Origin of the sequence: Streptomyces sp. NPDC088817, assembly GCF_044750345.1 — a bacterium.
In the GTDB taxonomy this organism is placed as follows: domain Bacteria; phylum Actinomycetota; class Actinomycetes; order Streptomycetales; family Streptomycetaceae; genus Streptomyces.
The window spans coordinates 665,910-682,240 of record NZ_JBIVJN010000001.1; the positions used below are offsets into that span (position 1 = coordinate 665,910).

General features: G+C 74.3%; 12 protein-coding genes and 1 pseudogene. 9 read left to right on the forward strand and 4 right to left on the reverse strand.

Annotated features, from left to right (window positions below):
• Window positions 1-27 precede the first annotated feature (27 nt).
• The 6 genes from ACIP4X_RS03095 to ACIP4X_RS03120 all read left to right on the forward strand — a co-directional run bounded on the left by ACIP4X_RS03095 (window position 28) and on the right by ACIP4X_RS03120 (window position 9,548).
• Entirely contained in the window at window positions 28-1,635 is a 1,608-nt protein-coding gene (locus ACIP4X_RS03095) for an aminotransferase class I/II-fold pyridoxal phosphate-dependent enzyme (protein ID WP_391453176.1), read from the forward strand.
• Between the two features lie 263 nt (window positions 1,636-1,898).
• Window positions 1,899-4,865, forward strand: coding sequence for a beta-galactosidase (locus ACIP4X_RS03100; protein ID WP_358729480.1), 2,967 nt, complete (start codon window positions 1,899-1,901; stop codon window positions 4,863-4,865).
• 232 nt (window positions 4,866-5,097) lie between these two features.
• Window positions 5,098-5,619 (forward strand): toxin, encoded by a 522-nt coding sequence (locus tag ACIP4X_RS03105; protein WP_358729668.1) that lies wholly within the window; start codon window positions 5,098-5,100, stop codon window positions 5,617-5,619.
• Window positions 5,616-6,782: an MAB_1171c family putative transporter gene (locus ACIP4X_RS03110; RefSeq protein ID WP_358729479.1), complete on the forward strand. Its 1,167-nt coding sequence runs from the start codon at window positions 5,616-5,618 to the stop codon at window positions 6,780-6,782. The genes ACIP4X_RS03105 and ACIP4X_RS03110 overlap by 4 nt, the downstream gene beginning before the upstream one ends.
• A 166-nt stretch (window positions 6,783-6,948) precedes the next feature.
• Window positions 6,949-8,124: an MAB_1171c family putative transporter gene (locus ACIP4X_RS03115; protein ID WP_358729478.1), complete on the forward strand. Its 1,176-nt coding sequence runs from the start codon at window positions 6,949-6,951 to the stop codon at window positions 8,122-8,124.
• Between the two features lie 26 nt (window positions 8,125-8,150).
• Complete coding sequence (locus tag ACIP4X_RS03120) at window positions 8,151-9,548, forward strand: FAD-dependent monooxygenase (RefSeq protein ID WP_358729477.1); 1,398 nt, start codon at window positions 8,151-8,153, stop codon at window positions 9,546-9,548.
• A 36-nt stretch (window positions 9,549-9,584) separates the two neighbouring features.
• Here the strand turns inward: ACIP4X_RS03120 and ACIP4X_RS03125 are convergent, their stop codons facing one another.
• The gene (locus ACIP4X_RS03125; RefSeq protein WP_358729476.1) at window positions 9,585-10,430 is read right to left on the reverse strand and encodes an SMP-30/gluconolactonase/LRE family protein; all 846 of its coding nucleotides are present in this window, start codon (window positions 10,428-10,430) and stop codon (window positions 9,585-9,587) included.
• A complete protein-coding gene (locus ACIP4X_RS03130) occupies window positions 10,427-11,200 on the reverse strand; it encodes an IclR family transcriptional regulator (RefSeq protein WP_358729475.1) in 774 nt (257 codons plus the stop codon). Before ACIP4X_RS03130 ends, ACIP4X_RS03125 begins: the two co-directional genes overlap by 4 nt.
• 157 nt (window positions 11,201-11,357) lie before the next feature.
• On the opposite strand from ACIP4X_RS03130, the gene ACIP4X_RS03135 reads away from it, so the two are divergent.
• On the forward strand, window positions 11,358-11,987 hold the full coding sequence (locus ACIP4X_RS03135; protein WP_401346356.1) for a hypothetical protein: 630 nt from the start codon (window positions 11,358-11,360) through the stop codon (window positions 11,985-11,987).
• Between the two features lie 4 nt (window positions 11,988-11,991).
• Here the strand turns inward: ACIP4X_RS03135 and ACIP4X_RS03140 are convergent, their stop codons facing one another.
• Window positions 11,992-12,864, reverse strand: a complete 873-nt coding sequence (locus tag ACIP4X_RS03140) for a hypothetical protein (RefSeq protein WP_358729667.1) — start codon at window positions 12,862-12,864, stop codon at window positions 11,992-11,994.
• 173 nt (window positions 12,865-13,037) lie between these two features.
• Between ACIP4X_RS03140 and ACIP4X_RS03145 the strand changes: the two are divergent.
• Both ACIP4X_RS03145 and ACIP4X_RS03150 read left to right on the forward strand, forming a co-directional pair.
• Window positions 13,038-13,551, forward strand: a pseudogene (locus tag ACIP4X_RS03145) (acyl-CoA synthetase); the annotation flags it as partial.
• A 235-nt stretch (window positions 13,552-13,786) separates the two neighbouring features.
• Window positions 13,787-14,827: a rod shape-determining protein gene (locus ACIP4X_RS03150; RefSeq protein ID WP_358729473.1), complete on the forward strand. Its 1,041-nt coding sequence runs from the start codon at window positions 13,787-13,789 to the stop codon at window positions 14,825-14,827.
• A gap of 189 nt (window positions 14,828-15,016) precedes the next feature.
• Here the strand turns inward: ACIP4X_RS03150 and ACIP4X_RS03155 are convergent, their stop codons facing one another.
• Entirely contained in the window at window positions 15,017-15,949 is a 933-nt protein-coding gene (locus ACIP4X_RS03155) for an anti-sigma factor RsbA family regulatory protein (RefSeq protein ID WP_358729472.1), read from the reverse strand.
• Between the last annotated feature and the right edge of the window lie 382 nt (window positions 15,950-16,331).

Below are 16,331 nucleotides of genomic sequence, written 5' to 3' on the forward strand. Positions count from 1 at the left end.
ACCGGGCCCGCCCCATAGGGAGGTTCCATGGCCGACAACGTCACCTCGCTGTTCCGCAGCACCGCGGCGCACAGTCCGTCGATGGCGGCGCTGACGCGGGAGGGCGGCGACGGGGCCGGGCCGGTGGACTTCTGCATTCCGTGCAATCCGTACTTCCCCACGCCCGAGATGTTCCAGGACATGGCGACTCGGCTGCGTGAGATCGTCACGTACTACCCGTCCAGCGCCGACACGATCACCGCAGAGCTGTGCAATCTGCTCCAACTGCCGCCGCAGTGCGTGGCGATGGGCAACGGCTCGACCGAGCTGATCACCTGGATCGACCATCTGCTGGTGCGCGAGTCCCTGGCCGTCCCCGTCCCCACCTTCGGCCGCTGGACCGACCAGCCCATGGAGACCGGCAAGCGGGTCGACATGTTCCCGCTCCAGGAGTCCAACGGGTTCGCCCTGGACCTGGCGCAGTACTCCGAGTTCATCCGGGCGCGGGGGACCAGGGTCGCCGTCGTCTGCAACCCCAACAACCCCGACGGCGGCTTCGTACCCAAGCACACCCTGGTGCAGTTCATGGACTCCCTCGCCGATCTGGACCTGGTGGTGATCGACGAGTCGTTCCTGGAGTTCGCCGACGCCGAGGCCGAGCCGAGCGTGGTGCAGGAGGCCATGCTGCGCCCGAACGTGGTCGTGCTGCGCAGCCTGGGCAAGAACTTCGGCCTGCACGGGATCCGCTTCGGGTACCTGGTCGCCAATCCGGCGCTGGCGGGCAAGGTCCGCTCGATGCTGCCGAAGTGGAACCTCAACTCCTTCGCCGAGCACGTGGTGTTCATGCTCAAGGAGCACGGCACGGAGTACCGGCAGAGCCTTCAGCAGGTGCGCCGCGACCGGATGGAGATGGCCGCCCATCTCTCGGCGCTGCCCGGTCTGACGGTCTACCCGTCCCAGGGCAACTTCCTCTTCGTGCGCCTTCCCGTGGGCGCCGAAGGCACCGTGGTCCGGGACCGGCTGCTCACCGAGCACCGGATCCTGGTTCGCGAGTGCGGCAACAAGATCGGCTCCTCCAGCCGCTTCCTGCGGCTCGTGGTGCGCCCCGAGGTGGACGTGCGTCGTCTCGTGTCCGCCTTGGAACAGGTGCTCTACGGCAGCAGGAAGGGAGCCGCCGTACCCGAGTTGGGGACAGGGACCAACTACAGCTCGGGTACGGCGGCGGTGGACCGGCTGGTCAGCGAGACCAACGGCGCCGGCATGCGAATACCGGCCGCCGTGACCGCCGCCGCCCCGGCCCCCGCCCCGGCACTGACTGCCCCGGCCGCCGGAATGGCGCTGACCGCCCCGGCCCCCGGCGTGGCGATGCCGCTCCCCGCCACGGCGGCGGCCCCGGCCCCGCAGCCGCCCGTCCCCGGCCCGCCCCTGCCGCCCGTGCCGATGCAACCCCTGGCCCCGCCGGCGCAACAGGCTCCGCCCCCCGTCCCCGGGCCCACCCCGCCGGGCGTCCCGGCCCGCGGTGGCCTCACCGCCGCCCAGGTGCGCGGCATGACCGCCCCGCCCCCCGAGGCCCCCGGCCTCACCCCGGCCCCGGCAGCCGGCTGGCCCGCCCCCCAAAACTGGCCCAACGCAGCAGGCATGAACCAGGCCGGGTAGCAGCCGAGCCGGGGGTACCCCACAGCCACGACCCGGCCCGTTCCGGGCCCCACCCCGCCAGGCGTTCCCTCCCCTCGACGGCCGTCCGGGCCGGTCTCCGGAGCTGGTCGGGCGCGGCGTGTATGGGGCGGCTGAGTCGGGGGGTGCGGCTCCTTGGTCGTCCCCCGTGGCCGCGCCCAGGGGTGTGGGCGTGCGTGGGGGCGGGGGCTCGGCGTGGAGAATGGCGGGATCCGCGACCGTAAGATCGCCCCGGAGGCACACCCTTGGCGCTCAGCAGACGTTCATTCAGCGCTCTCGCGAGTACCGCCGCGCTCGGACTGGCCCTGGGCGGCAGCGGTGGCCCGGGGGCGCCGTCGGCCTTCGCCGCGCGCTCCGTGCCCACGGGCCCGCCGCCGCCCCCGCCGAGCGCCGACGGACGACGGCACAGCGTCGGCTTCGACTCCTACTCACTGCTGGTCGACGGCCGGCGGCTGGTGCTGTGGTCGGGCGAGATGCACCCCTTCCGGCTGCCGAGCCCGGCCCTGTGGCGGGACGTGCTCCAGAAGATGCGCGCCTACGGCTTCAACGCCGTCAGCGTCTACGTGGCCTGGAACTACCACTCCCCCGCCCCGGGACGGTACGACTTCACCGGCGTGCGCGATCTGGACCTGTTCCTGCGGATGGCCGCCGAGACCGGCCTCTACGTCATCCTGCGCCCCGGCCCCTACATCAACGCCGAGGTCGACGGCGGCGGTTTCCCCGGCTGGCTGACCGCCACCGAGGGCACCGCGCGGACCGCCGACCCGGCGTACCTGAAGCACGTCGACGAGTGGCTGAGCCACGTCGACGCCATCGCCGTCCGGCATCTGTTCACCCGGGGCAGGGGCACCGTCCTGCTCTACCAGATCGAGAACGAGTACGACGCCCACGTGGACGAGCCGACCGGGCGCGCCTACATGTCCCACCTGTACAAGAAGGTGCGCGCCGACGGCATCGACGTACCCCTCTTCCACAACGACAAGGGCAGGAACGGCCACTGGACCCCCGGCTCGTTCGACACCGGCGGTGAGAAGCGGGGATGGCTGTACGGGTTCGACGGGTACCCCTCGCCGTCCCGGACGCCGCCCGACTGGGGGCACTTCGGCGCCGGCGGCAAGACCGGCGGGGCGAGCGCCGGCCCCCGTACACCCGGGTTCATGCCGGAGTCCGGCGGCGGCTGGTTCGACCCGTGGGGCGGCGCCTGGTCCCGGGGCAAGGGGTACGCGGAGTCGCGGCGCACCCGGGACGCGGCGTACGAGCGGCGTTTCTACCTGACCCACCTCGCCAACGGCATCACCGTCCACAACGTGTACATGGCCTTCGGCGGCACCTCCTGGGGCTGGCTGCCCGCACCGGTCGTCTACACGTCGTACGACTACGGGGCGGCCCTGGACGAGGGCCGCCGGCCCACCGACAAGCTGGTGCCGCTGCACCAGATCGGGCACATGCTCCAGCGCGTCCCCGACTTCGCCCGGCTGGACCGCGCCGCCGACGTGAAGGTGCGCGGGCTCACGACGTACCACCTGAAGAACCCCGACACCGGCGCCCACGTCTACGTCCTGCGCAACGACGGCGCCCAGGAGGTCTCCTCGACGCTGCGCGCGGCCGGCGCCGACCTGCCGGTGACCGTGCCGGCCCGGGACGCCCGGCTGATGGTCACCGGGCTGACGCTGGGGCAGCGGAAGGTGCGGTACTCCACCGCGCAGCCGATGCTCTTCCTGAACGCCGGACGGCAGGACGTCGCCGTGTTCTGCGGGCGGCAGGGCGAACTGGCGCGCGTGGTCCTGGAGGCCGCCGAGGAGCCGCTGGTGACCCGGATGAGCCAGCAGGCCGCGTACGCCTACGACCGGGGCCTGCTGCGGCTGACCGTCCCGCTCGGCGCCGGCGGGCTGATCGGGGTCCGGGTGGAGGGCGACGGCAACGGCCGCCCCCTGCTGCTGCTGTTCGCCGACGAGGCCACCTCGGCGCGCCTGTGGCCGTACGACACCCCGTCGGGCTCCCTGCTGGTCCACGGCCCCGCGCTGCTGCGCACCGCCACCGTGAGCGGTTCCACGGTGCACCTCACCGGTGACACCGTCGGCGAGACCGGTCTGGAGATGTGGGGGCCACGCGGCATCGACGCCGTGACGTGGAACGGCCGCGCGGTACCGGTGTCGGCCACCGGCTCGGAGAGCGTGCGGGCGGGCGCCCCGCTGCCGGGCGTGCCCGAGGTGACGCTGCCCGCGCTCGGCGGCTGGCGGACGCGCACCGAGAACCCCGAGTCCGGGCCGGGCTTCGACGACTCGGCGTGGAAGGCCGCCGACCGGACCTCCTCGTACAGCACGACCCCGGTGCCGAAGGGGCAGCCGGTGCTGTTCGCCGACGACTACGGCTTCCACTACGGGGACGTCTGGTACCGCGGCACGTTCTCGGACGCCACCGGCATCGAGTCGGTCTCCCTCTCCTACACCGCCGGCACGCAGGGGCTGCTGATGGCCTGGCTGGACGGTGAGCCGCTGGGCACCCACCGGCTGCCCGTTCCCGACAACAGCACGATCCGGAAGGGCAGTTGGTCGGACACGGCGGTCTTCCCGGTGCGCGGGGCACGGCGCGGGCCCGGCCGGCACGTGCTGTCGGTCCTGGTGCGGCGGATGCAGCACGACCAGGACGGCTCCGCGCGCGACACGCACAAGGCGGCGCGCGGTCTGACGGCGGTCGCCTTCAAGGGGGGCGCGCCCAAGGTGCGGTGGCGGATCCAGGGCGAGGCCGCTCCGGACCCGGTGCGCGGGCCGCTCAACAACGGCGGGCTGTACGGGGAGCGGGAGGGCTGGCACCTGCCGGGCTTCGCGGACGGCGGCTGGGAGCCGGTCACGTTCCCGCGCGCGGCGCGACGGCAGGGGGTGACCTGGTACCGGACCACGTTCCGGCTGGCCGTGGAACAGGGCGTGGACGCCTCGATCGGGCTCACCCTGGACGACGACCGGTACCGCTCCTACCGTGCGCAGATCTTCCTCAACGGCTGGAACATGGGCCAGTACATCAACGATGTGGGTCCGCAGCACACGTTCGTCCTGCCGAACGGGATCCTGCGCACACGCGGCACCAACACCCTTGCCCTGGCGGTGCTGTCGGAGTTCACCACGCTGTCGGGTCCGGGGCAGGTGCGGCTGACGCTGCTGGGCGCGGCGGCCGGCGGGGTGCCGGTGACGCCGCTGCCCTCGCCGGGGCGGTGACCGGACGGGTTCCCGCCCGGTCACCGGCGGGTACGCGTCGCGCGGAGGACGGCGGTCGTTTCCGGTCGTACGACGGTCGTCGGATCGCATGACGCGGGCAACTCCGGCCGCGTAGGCTCGGACGACCCCCCTGACAGGGGGCCGGAAGGGGTGCGGCGATGGACTCCGCGGGCGGACCGGTCCGCCTCGCCCGGCGATGAGGGCAGGCCTGGGAGGTGCGCGGCGGAAGATGGTGCGTAGGAAGAGGGAGATGCGCCGGCTGGCCGACGCGCTCATCGACCCGATCCAGGTGCCCGTGCCCGCCGACCCGGAGGTGCTGCTGGCCGCGCTCGTCGACTCCGTCAGCGCCTGGCGGGGACGCCGGGTCGTCGTCCGGCGGGAGGTGTTCCCGCCGCACACCGCCAGCGGACTGTGGCTGGAGGGCGAGACCCAGGACGTGGTCGTCGTCGACCAGCGGGCCGCCGTGTGGCACCAGCTCGTGATCTTCTGTCACGAGGTGTGGCACATGAGCCGGCGGCGGAGCGACGCGGACGCCGCGCCGGCCGCGGGCCCGCCCCGGCCGGTCGCGGCGCGCACCGACTTCAGCCTGGCCGACGAGCAGGAGGCCGACCGGTTCGGCATGTTGATGGGCCGTCGGCTGCGGACCTGGCTGGAGGCGTCGGCGGACCCGGTCGCGGAGGGCCCCGAGCACGGCCAGGACCTCGCCGGACGGATCGGGGCGGCCCTCAACTACCGGGGGATCCGGGGCGGATGAGCGGCTTGATCAACTACGTGAGCTGCGGTGTGCTGTGGCTGTGCCTGGCGGTGAAGGCGCCCGATCTGGCCCGTCACCGCAGCGATCCGTATCTGCGCGCGATCTGCGCGGTGCTGGGGCTGGCCGGCTTCTGCTTCCTGCTCGGGGCCCCGCCGACGGTCGGCGCGATCAACCGGCTCAGCGGTGTGCCCAACCTCGCCGCGCCGCTGACGTACGCGTCGATCACCGCCTACAGCGCGGCCTCCCAGGTCCTCGTCGTCCACTGGCGGGGCGGCGAGCACGTGCACCGGGTGGCCCGGCGCTGGATCGTGGCCTACACGCTGGTGCTCGTCGGCATCGCCGCCATGTTCGCGCTCGGTGAGGCGCCGGTGGAGCGGCGTACCGACCTGGACACCTACTACGCGACGACGCCGTTCCTCGCCGAGATGATCGTGCTGTATTTGGTGGGGCATCTCTGCGCCGTCAGCGTCACCGCGGTGTCCGCGCTGCGGTGGGCGCGCGACGTGGCCGGCTGGCTGCGGGCGGGTCTCGTGGTCCTGGGGGTGGGGTCGCTGTGCGGCGGCGGGTACAGCGTGACCAAGCTCGTCGCCGTGGTCGCCCGCTGGTGCGGGCGGGACTGGTCGGGGCTCAGCACGAACGTCTCGCCGGCCGCCGCCGGGCTGGGCGCGCTGCTGATGTCGGCGGGCATCATGGTGCCGCTGGCGGGGCCCCGCCTCGCCGAGTGGCGGCGGTCGCGGCGGGCGTACGCGCGGCTGGAGCCGCTGGAGCGCGAGCTGGACGATCTCCTCACCCGTCGCTGTCTGCGGCTGCCGCGGCCGCGCTGGGCCACACCCACCACGCGACTGGTGTGGCGCCAGACCAGCATCCACAACGCGCTGAGCTACCTCGACGCGTCCTTCGACCGGTCCCTGTACGAGCGGACCCACGAGGCGGTGCTGGGGGCGACCGGGGACACCGAACGCGCCGAGGCCGCCGCGTGGGCGGCGGTGATCGCCGCCGCCGTACGGGAGCCCGGCGCGCCGCTGCCCGGCGAAGCGGACCGCCTGACCGTGCGGGTACCGGGCCCGGCCGCCCTGGTCCGCGTCTCGGACGCCCTGTCCGCCCCGCCCCCGGCGGCGGCTCCCCTCATCCCCACCGGCCCCACCCCCACGAGCACGCCATGACGGCCACCCCGGCGGCGCGACGGCCGCCACAGGAACCCGCCGCAGCCACGCCCGTGGCCACGACGGGGCGCCCGGCGCCCCGCCCGCCCGCCGCACCACGCACAGCCACCCGCACGGCCGCCGCCGCGCGCGGAACCGCCGCGCGCCGTGGGCGGAGGTGGTCGGGGTGAGTCTTGTCGTCTACCTGGCGGCCGGGATCTTCGGGCTCTCCGCCACCGTGCTGCTGCGCCGGCCGCGGACCGCGGTGCGGAACCCGCTGACCATGTCCACCTGCGCGGCGATCGTGCTCGGCTCACTGGTGTTCGTCTGCTCGGCGCCGTTGACGCTGGCCACCGTCAACGAGCTCACCGGCATCCCCAACTTCGGTGCCCCGCTGACCTACGGGATGCTCTCCGCGTACAGCTGCTCGCTGCTGATCCTGCTGATCAACTGGCGGGGCGGGCCGCGCGAGCGGGTGCGGCGGACGGTGCTGCGCAGCATCGCCGTCTACGCCCCGCTGATCGTCGCCATCGTCGTGCTGTTCGCCCTCGGCGACGCCCGCACCGAGCGGCTCACCGACCTGGACACCTACTACGCCAACACGCCGTACCTGCGCGAGATGATCCTGCTCTATCTGCTCGGGCACAGCGCCGCGACCCTGGCGGCGTGCGCGCTGTGCGTCAAGTGGAGCCGCGAGGTCACCGGGCTGCTGCGGGCCGGGCTGCGGCTGATCCTGGCCGGCTCGGCGCTGGACGTGGTGGGCTTCCAGCTGGCCAAGTACACGGCGGTCGTGGCCCGTTGGACGGGACACGACCTGGACGTGCTGTCCACGAAGGTCGCCCCGCCGATGGCCTCCCTCGCCGCGATCCTGTGCTCGGCGGGCTTCGTGCTGCCCAGACTGCTCCCCGCGGCCCTCGCGCAGGCGCGCGGTCTGCGCGACCACCGGCGGCTGGGCCCGCTGTGGTCGCGGGTGCGGTTCGTGTCCACCGCGCCCAAACCGCCGAGCTCCTGGTGGCAGTTGCCGCTGGCGCGCCTTCAGTGGCGCGAGGTGTCCATCCACGACGCGCTGCTGGGCCTCGCGCCGTACTTCGACGACACGGTCCGCGAGCGGGCGCTGGCCGCCGCCCGGCGCGCGGGCCGCGGCGCGCACGAGGCGCGGATCGCGGCGGAGGCGGCGATGCTCGCCGACGCCGCGCGCCGCGCCGCCGCCCGCGGGGAGCCGCTCCCGGCGCCGAGCGGCTACCGCCTCCACGCCACGGAGGTGTCCGGAACCAGCGGCCTGGTGGAACTGGCGCAGGCCCTGGCGCGTACCCCCTCCGAAACCGCCGTACCAGCGGGAACGGTGAGGACCACCCATGGCTGAGGCCATGGCCGACTCCGAGGAGCCCCATGCCCCGTAGAGCTGTCGTCATCGGTGCCGGACTGGCCGGCATGCTGGCCGCGGCGGTGCTGTCCGACGTCGTGGACGAGGTGGTCGTGGTGGACCGCGACGACCTGCCCGAGGGGCCGGAGCACCGCAGAGGGCTGCCGCAGGGGCGTCACGCCCATCTGCTCATGGCCGGCGGTCTGGCCGCCATGGAGGAGCTGATGCCGGGCGGGAGCATCCGGCGGCGGCTGCTGGCCGCGGGCGCCCGGGAGATACCGCTGGGCCACGGCATGGTGGCCCTGACCCCCGAGGGCTGGCTGCGGCGCTGGCGGCACGACGGGCCGCGGATGCTCAGCTGCACCCGCGCCCTGCTGGACTTCACGGTCCGCTCCACCGTCCTCGCCCACACCGGGACGGTGATCCGCAAGGCGCAGGCGGTCGGCCTGGTGGGCGACGCGGGGCGCGTGCGCGGTGTGCGCGTCGCCACCCCCGGGGCGGAGGAGGTGCTGGCCGCGGACTTCGTGGTCGACGCGAGCGGGCGCGGGACCAGGGTGGTGACCTGGCTCGGGGAGCTCGGGATCTCCGGAGTGCGGGAACGCGGCGTGGACGCCGGGCTGGTCAACGCCACACGCGTGTACCGCACGCCCGCCGGGGCCGAGCAGTTCCCGCTGACGATGGTGCAGGCCGACCCGTACGCGGGCCGCCCCGGCCGCAGCGGCATGGTGCTGCCGATCGAGGGCGACCGCTGGATGGTCAGCCTCGCCGGCTCGCGGGGCGGCGAACCGCCGTCGGACCCCGACGGGTTCCTGCGCTACGCCCTCGACCTGCCGTCCCCCGTCGTCGGCCGGCTCGTCTCCGGCGCCGAGCCGCTCACCGACGTGTACATCAGCCGCAGCACCAGCAACGCGCGCCGCTACCTGGAGAAGCTGCCGCGGTGGCCGGAGGGCTTCGTGGCGCTGGGCGACGCGGTGGCCACCTACAACCCGGCCTACGGGCAGGGCATGTCGGTGGCCGCGCTCGGCGCCCGGCTGCTGCGCGACGAACTGCGCCGCCTCGGCCCGGACGCGCCCGGACTCGCGCGCCGGGTGCAGCGCGGCGCCGCCCGGCCGGTCGACGCGGCCTGGGCGGCCGCCGTCGGCCAGGACGTCTGGTACCCGGACAGCCGCGGCGCCCGCCCCGGAGCCGTCGACCGCCTGGTCACCGCCTACAGCCGCCGTCTCACGCGGGCGGCCACCGGCTCCTACCGCGCAGCGGCCGCCCTCTGGGAGGTCACCAGCCTCCGCAGCGGCCCGGAGCGCCTTCTGCGCCCCGACACCCTTCTCGACGTCCTGAACGGCCCTCTTCTTCCTCGGCTGGCGGGCCCGCCGCTGACCCCGGCCGAACGCAAGATCCTTCAGGAGCTGGACCGGACGAACACCTGACCCGGCCCCGGCCGACGAGCCCCGGGGCAGGCGGATTCAGCCCGCGAAGGCGGGCTGGGGCAGGCCCCGCCCCGCGTCGGGGACGACGAGGAGTGAGCCCGCCAGGGGGTGGGGGGCGGTCTGGCCCGTGCGGGCCGTGGTGACGTAGAGGTCGGTCAGGCCGGGGCCGGCGAAGGCGCAGGCCGTGGGGTGGGAAACGGGGAGCGCGAGTACGCGGTCCAGGGTGCCGGTGGGGGTGTAGCGGCGGATCGCGGCGCCGTCCCACAGGGCCACCCAGACACAGCCGTCGGCATCGACCGCGAGGCCGTCCGGGAAGCCGGCGCCCTCCTCCACCTGGGCCAACGGCCGCCTGCCCGTGATCCGCCGGCCGTCGAAGTCGAAGACGTCGACACGGCGGGTCGGCGAGTCGGCGTAGTACATCAGGCGGCCGTCGGGGCTCCAGGCGGTGCCGTTGCTCACCGCCACGGCGGGCAGCACCACCTCGGCCGTGCCGTCGCCGGTGAGGCGGGTCAGGGTGCCGCCTCCCGCGGCCTCGTCGTAGCGCATGGTGCCGGCCCACAGGGAGCCGTCGGGTGCCACGGCCGCGTCGTTGCCGCGCCGCCCTGGAGCCGGGTCGTGGTGCAGCCAGCGGAAGGCGTCGTCGGGGTCCACCAGACCCACACCGTCCCGGAGGTTGAGCACGAGCCCGCCGCCGGCGCGGGGTTTCGCCGCGCCCACGTGCTGCTCGGTCGTACGGACCGTGCACCGGCCCGAGGAGGGGTCGTAGGAGTGCACCCGGGAGGAGAGGATGTCGACCCAGAGCAAGCGCCCGGCCGCCGGGTCCCAGGTCGGGCCCTCGCCCAGCTCCGCCCGTGCCCGGACGGCGACCTCGTAGCCCGTCATGCCGCGCCCCGGTGGCCGAGCCGCTCGGACAGCCCGGCGGCGCCCTGCGCGACGAGCCGCTCCAGCTCCGCCCGCCGCTCCTCGCTCCAGCGGATCATCGGCACCGAGATGGACAGGGCCGCGACCACCCGCCCGGTACGGTCGCGCACCGGCGCGGCCACACAGCTGACGTCCGGGTTGGACTCGCGGCTCTCCACCGCCACACCCCGCCGCCGGACCTCGCCCAGGGCCTCGCGCAGCGTGGCCGGGTCGGTGATGCTGTTCGGCGTCATCGCGACCAGTTCGGCGTCGTCCGGGATGCGCGCGCCGAGCTCCTCCTCGGGCAGGGAGGCGAGCAGCATCTTGCCGACCGAGGTGCAGTGCGCCGGGAGGCGGCGGCCGGCCGCGGAAACCATGCGCACCGCGTGCGTGGAGTCCACCTTGGCGATGTAGATGACGTCGGTGTCCTCCAGGATCGCCACGTGCACGGTCTCGTCGCAGGTCTCCGCGACCGAGCGGGCGACCGACTGGCCCTCGGCGGCGAGATCCAGCTGCTCCGCGTAGCGGCTGCCGAGCTGGTACGGGCGTACGCCCAGCCGGTGGCGTCCGGGCTGCCCGGTCACGGGGACGATGTACTGGCGTGCCGCGAGCGTGGTGACCAGCTCGTGCACCGTGGTGCGCGGCAGTCCCAGCCTGCGCACGATGTCGGGGGCGGAGAGCGTCCCGTCCCCGTCGAGGAAGAGCTCGAGTATGTCCAGAGCCCGGGTCACGGCAGGTACGAGGCGTCCCACGACCGGTCCCCTCCCTTGATATGCGCCTGTGTGATCCAGTCTTGTTCGAAATCTCAAAAGGCGGTCGGCATGACGAACACAGGCTAGTCAGAGCGGAATGCGCGGGCAATGGGGGGAAAGGGCCGGGCGAGGCCGGGTTTGGGCGACGATGGACCGCATGACGACGCCCTCCGGAAAGCGCCCCGCCGCTCCCTTCACCCCGCTGGACTTCCAGCTCGTGCTGCTGCGCCGCATGGCCGACCACAACCCGGAGCTGGTGGAGGAGGCCCGCCGTACGCTGGGCGTCTCCCGCGCGCAGATGCGCGAGGCCAACAAGCGGTGGCAGGCGATGGCCCGCTCGCCACGGGCCCGCTCGGCGGCGTCCCTCCCCCATAGCCTCAACGGCATGGGAGGTGCCCCCATCCGCTCGGTCCTCGGCGAACCGGAGTCGACGACCGCCCGCCGCATCGGCGATCTGGACTGTGAGGCGCGCACGTGGCCCGTCCCGCTCTGGCCCGACCTGCGCCTGGAGGTACTGGTCGCCCCGGACGGCCGGGTCTGGAACGAGTGGCTGGTGCGCGCCCCTGGCGCCGAGGGGCCCGACCTGCGGACCGTGGCCGATCTGACCCCCTGGTCCTGCACGGTCGACGAGGCCGCCCGCGCCTTCGCCCCGGCCCGTCCCCTGGAGGGCACCGCCCCGACCCGCTGGGGCCTGGCGTTCCGGGCCCCGGACGGGGAGGGCGTCCCCCGGGAGGTCGTGGCCGAGTTCACCTGGGGCCTGCTGCAGCGCACGCGCGTGGGCGAGTAGTGGCTCAGCCCGCGGCGGCGGCCAGGATCGCCTCCGTCACCGCCGCCACCGACTGCGGGTGCAGCCACAGGAACAGGTTCGGCTCCACCAACTCCAGCTCCATGAGCCGGGGTTCGCCGTCCTCCCCGTCCACCAGGTCGACCCGGGCGAAGAGAAGCTCGGGAGCTCCGGGCACGGCGGCCAACGCGGCTTCGGCGACGGCGAGTTCGGCAGGGGTCGGGGTCCAGGGCGAGATGCCGGGGTGGGCCACCTTGCGCTCGTCGTAGGCGATACCGGGGGCGAGGACGGCGCCCTTGCGGCCGGCGTGCAGCAGACGTCCGCCGAAGAACTGGAGTGCCCGCTCCCCGCCCGCGTCGATGCGCCGCATGTACGGCTGCACCATGGCCGTGAGCCCTTCGGCGTGCATCCGCGCGAGCTGCCGTACGGCGGTGTCGCGCTCGTCGGGCGTGTACCGGGCGGCGAACCTCGCGCCGGCCCCGGACGCGGGCTTGATCACGTAGTCGTGGTCGCCGGGCAGGTCGGCCGGGTCTCCGGGAGCCAGGTACCGGGTCGGCACGACGGGTACCCCGGCCGCCCCGAGCTGCCCGAGGTAGCGCTTGTCGACGTTCCACCGCACGACCTCGACGGGATTGGCCAGCCGTGTGGCCTTGGCGCACCGCTCGGCCCACTCCGTGAACTCCGCCACCCGCCAGCTGTAGTCCCAGGTCGACCGGATCACGGCGAGATCGAACCCGGCCCAGTCGGCCCCGGGGTCGTCCCACGCCACGGCCCGGGCGTCGGCCCCGGCCTGCTCCAGCGCCTCCACCAGCACCGGAAGGTCCCGGTCGGCGCTGATACCGGGCGCGGGCCGGCAGGTGACGAGCGCGATGCGGGGCACAGCTGCCTCCATCCTGGTGGATCCTCGTGGATCCCCGTACAGGGCTGCGAACAGTGACGGGCCCCGCAGGCTAACAACCGCCCGCTTCGGCGCGTACGGTCGCCCCTGGCGCAGGAACCCCCGTCACCGGCCCCGGCCGACTCGTACGAGCGTCGCAAGGAGTCCCCCACGTGTCCTCCGGCGAGTCCCGTGCCGGGACGGTCGGCGTCCCGCTGCCGGGCGTCGAGCTGCGGCTCGTGGAGGAGGACGGTACGGAGATCGCGGCGTACGACGGGGAGACGGTCGGCGAGTTCCAGGTGCGGGGGCCGAACCTGTTCACCGAGTACCTCAACCGGCCCGACGCGACGGCCGCCACGTTCACCGCCGACGGCTTCTTCCGCACCGGCGACATGGCGGTGCGCGACCCCGACGGCCAGGTCCGCGTCGTCGGCCGCAAGGCCACCGACCTGATCAAGAGCGGCGGTTACAAGATCGGCGCGGGCGACGTCGAGAACGCGCTCCTGGAGCACCCGGGGGTACGCGAGGCCGGCGGCCGATCCGCAGTGCCCGCCGGACGCCGAGGAGTTGGCCGGTCACGTGGCCCGGCGACCGGCCCCGCACAAGCGGCCCCGCGTCGTCCGGTTCCTCGACGCGCTGCCCCTCAACGACATGGGGAAGATCATGAAGCGGGCGCTGCCCCGGGGGTGAACGGCGGCCTGCGAAGGCCCGGTCTCCCGCGGACCCGTCGTGGGCCCAACCCGCGGCGGGGGCCGGTCAAATGTCCTGGTGCGCCGCTTCTTACGCGCGGCGCGCCGGAATGCACCCGTCCAGCGGCGACCCGCCCGGCCCCCTTGAACAGGCGCCCGCCACGCCGCCCGAGCACGATGCCAGAGAGGCCTCCGCCCGGTGGCCGTCACGGTCCGCGCTCTCAGGAGGCACCGCCATGTCCGCCACTCTGGAGCAGTTGCGCCGCTGCCACTTCGCCGTCGACCTGGGAGCGGCCCGGACCCGTGTCTACGTCAAGGGCCCGGGGCTCGTCGTCGATCAGCCCTCCGTCGCGGCCGTGAACACCCGTAACGGGGCCCTGATCGCGGTCGGGGAGTTCGCGGAGAGGATGACGGGCCGTACCCCCGCGTACATCCGGGTCGTCCGCCCGGTCTCCGGCGGCACGGTCGTCGACATCGAGATGGCGCAGCGCATGCTGCGGCACCTGCTCGGCGACGGGATGCGCCGCACCCTGCGCCGCAAGGCGGCCCGGCTGAGGGCCGCCGCCTGCACTCCGCACGACGCCGATCCGCTCGCCCAGCGGGCCACGATCGAGACGCTCGTCGGGCTCGGCGCGCGCCGGGTGGAACTCGTCGACACGCTCATCGCCGCCGCCGTCGGCTGCGGGCTGCCCGTGGAGCGGGCCGAGGCCACCATGATCATGGTGTGCGGGGCCGCGGCCACCCAGGTGGCCGTCCTCTCGCTCGGCTCGATCGTCGCCGCCGAGCGCATTCCCGTCGGCGGGGAGGCCGTCGACCAGGCCATCGTGCAACACCTGCGCCTGGCCCACGCGTTGACGCTGCCCAGCCAGTCGCTCCGGCCGCTCCAGATCGCGCTGTCCGGCAACGGGCTCACGCCGCAGGGCCCGGCGTCCACCGAGATCCACGGGCGGGACGTGGCCACCGGGCTGGCCCGGTCCGTGCGGATCGACACCGCCGCCGTACGGGAGGCCATCCGGACGCCGCTGACCGCCGTCCTCGACGGCATCTACAAGGTGCTGCGCGTGTGCCCGCCGGATCTGGTGGCCGACCTCGCCGACCGCGGGATCATGATGGTCGGCGGCTCCGCGCTGCTGCCGGGCCTGGACCAGATGCTGCGCGAGGCGACCGGCATGCCGGTCCACATCGCCGAACGCCCCGACATGTGCGCGATCCAGGGCCTGGGCGCGATGCTGGAGGGCGAGATCGAGCCGATGGTCCTCAACCCGCTGGGCGCGTAACCGCGTTGGCCGTCCGGGTCAGCGGCGTCCGGCCGCCATCGACCCGCCCGGCCGGCCACCGCGTCGCCCGCCCGAGGCGCCGGGACCCGGTGGCGGCGATCCGGCCGGGGCACAAGCGCGTTGATCGCCTGGAACGCCGCAGGGCCGGTCAACCAGTTTGGGAAGCCGACGCGTTGAGAGCCCGTGCGGTCAGTTGGTGAACCAGCAGCGGACGGTGGTGCCCTCGTCGTCCGTGTGGACGCGGACCAGGTCGGCGACGAGGTTGACCAGCAGCAGCCCACGGCCGCCGCGCTGCTCGCGGGGGGCTGGCCGGCGGCCGGCCAGCGGATCGTCGAGGCGGCCCTTGTCCCGCACCTCGCACAGCACGCACCCGTCTTGCTCCCACACCCGCAGCTCGCCCGAACCGCCCCCGTGCACCACGCTGTTGGTCGTCAGCTCGGCCACGACCAGGGCCAGGTCCTCGAGCCGGGTGGCCGCGGGCCCCAGCCGCGCGCCCTCGGCGACGGCGACGTGCCGGACCTGCGACAGCGTGCCCGCCGTGAAGAAGAAAGACAACGCGTCCGGCACCGGCGGCAGGGGCTCGTTGTACCGGGCGACGACCCGCTCGGGGGCGTAGGCGTCGCTCTCCCGCTGCCCGGCGGCACCGGGGGGAATGACCACGGGGTGGGTGGCGTGCGCGTCGGCGAGGGCCCGTCCGTCGAGCCGGGCGGCGTCGTACGGGCACAGGATGGTGACCTCGCGGCCCCGGAAGGCCGGGTTGATCAGCGCCTCGTGCTGGGCGCAGGCCGCGTACTCGACGGACGTACGGCCCGCCCAGACCGGCTCGCCGATGATCCGCACCCGGCGTCCGGGCGGCCGGCCGTCGGCGAAGGCACGCAGCACCGCCGGGATGATCCGGCCGGGGTTGCGCCCGACCTCGCGCATGTCGAGCAGCCGTACCGACCCGGCGTCGGCGCCGAGGCCGTCCTCGATCAGCCGGAGGTTGTCACCGGGCACGGCCACCGCGACCGGCTCGCCGGCTTCAAGCCCCTCGCGCACGAAGGGCACGGTGCCCCTGAGGTACTCCCGCTCGTCCCGATAGAACAAGGCGGGGTGGCCGAAGGGTTCCGCGGTCGCGGTCATGACGTCGACACCTCCGTCCCCGGCAGTGCGGGCCAGAACATCACCGTTGCCGTCGGACGCGAGACCCGCTGTCCTCCGCCCGTCCGGCACCTACGCCTTAACGCGTACCCACTGCTCTCCCGGCAAGGCCAGTGGATCCGTGGGCGCGGCTCGTGACTCGGTCCGGCTCCGGTGGAGCGGGCCGCTCCCGTCCGCCCGGGCACACGGGCCCGTGCGCCCGGGAAGGCCCGTTCCCGGGCGTGTGTAGTCCCACGGGGAGCGGGCAGGCGGAGGGCAGCACCGCCGGGGATCCGTGGCTCCCGAGCGCCGCGGCATGCGTCCCGGCGGGGACGGGGAACGCGACGTCGCGAGGACGCGCGAGGACGGACGAGGACGGACGAGA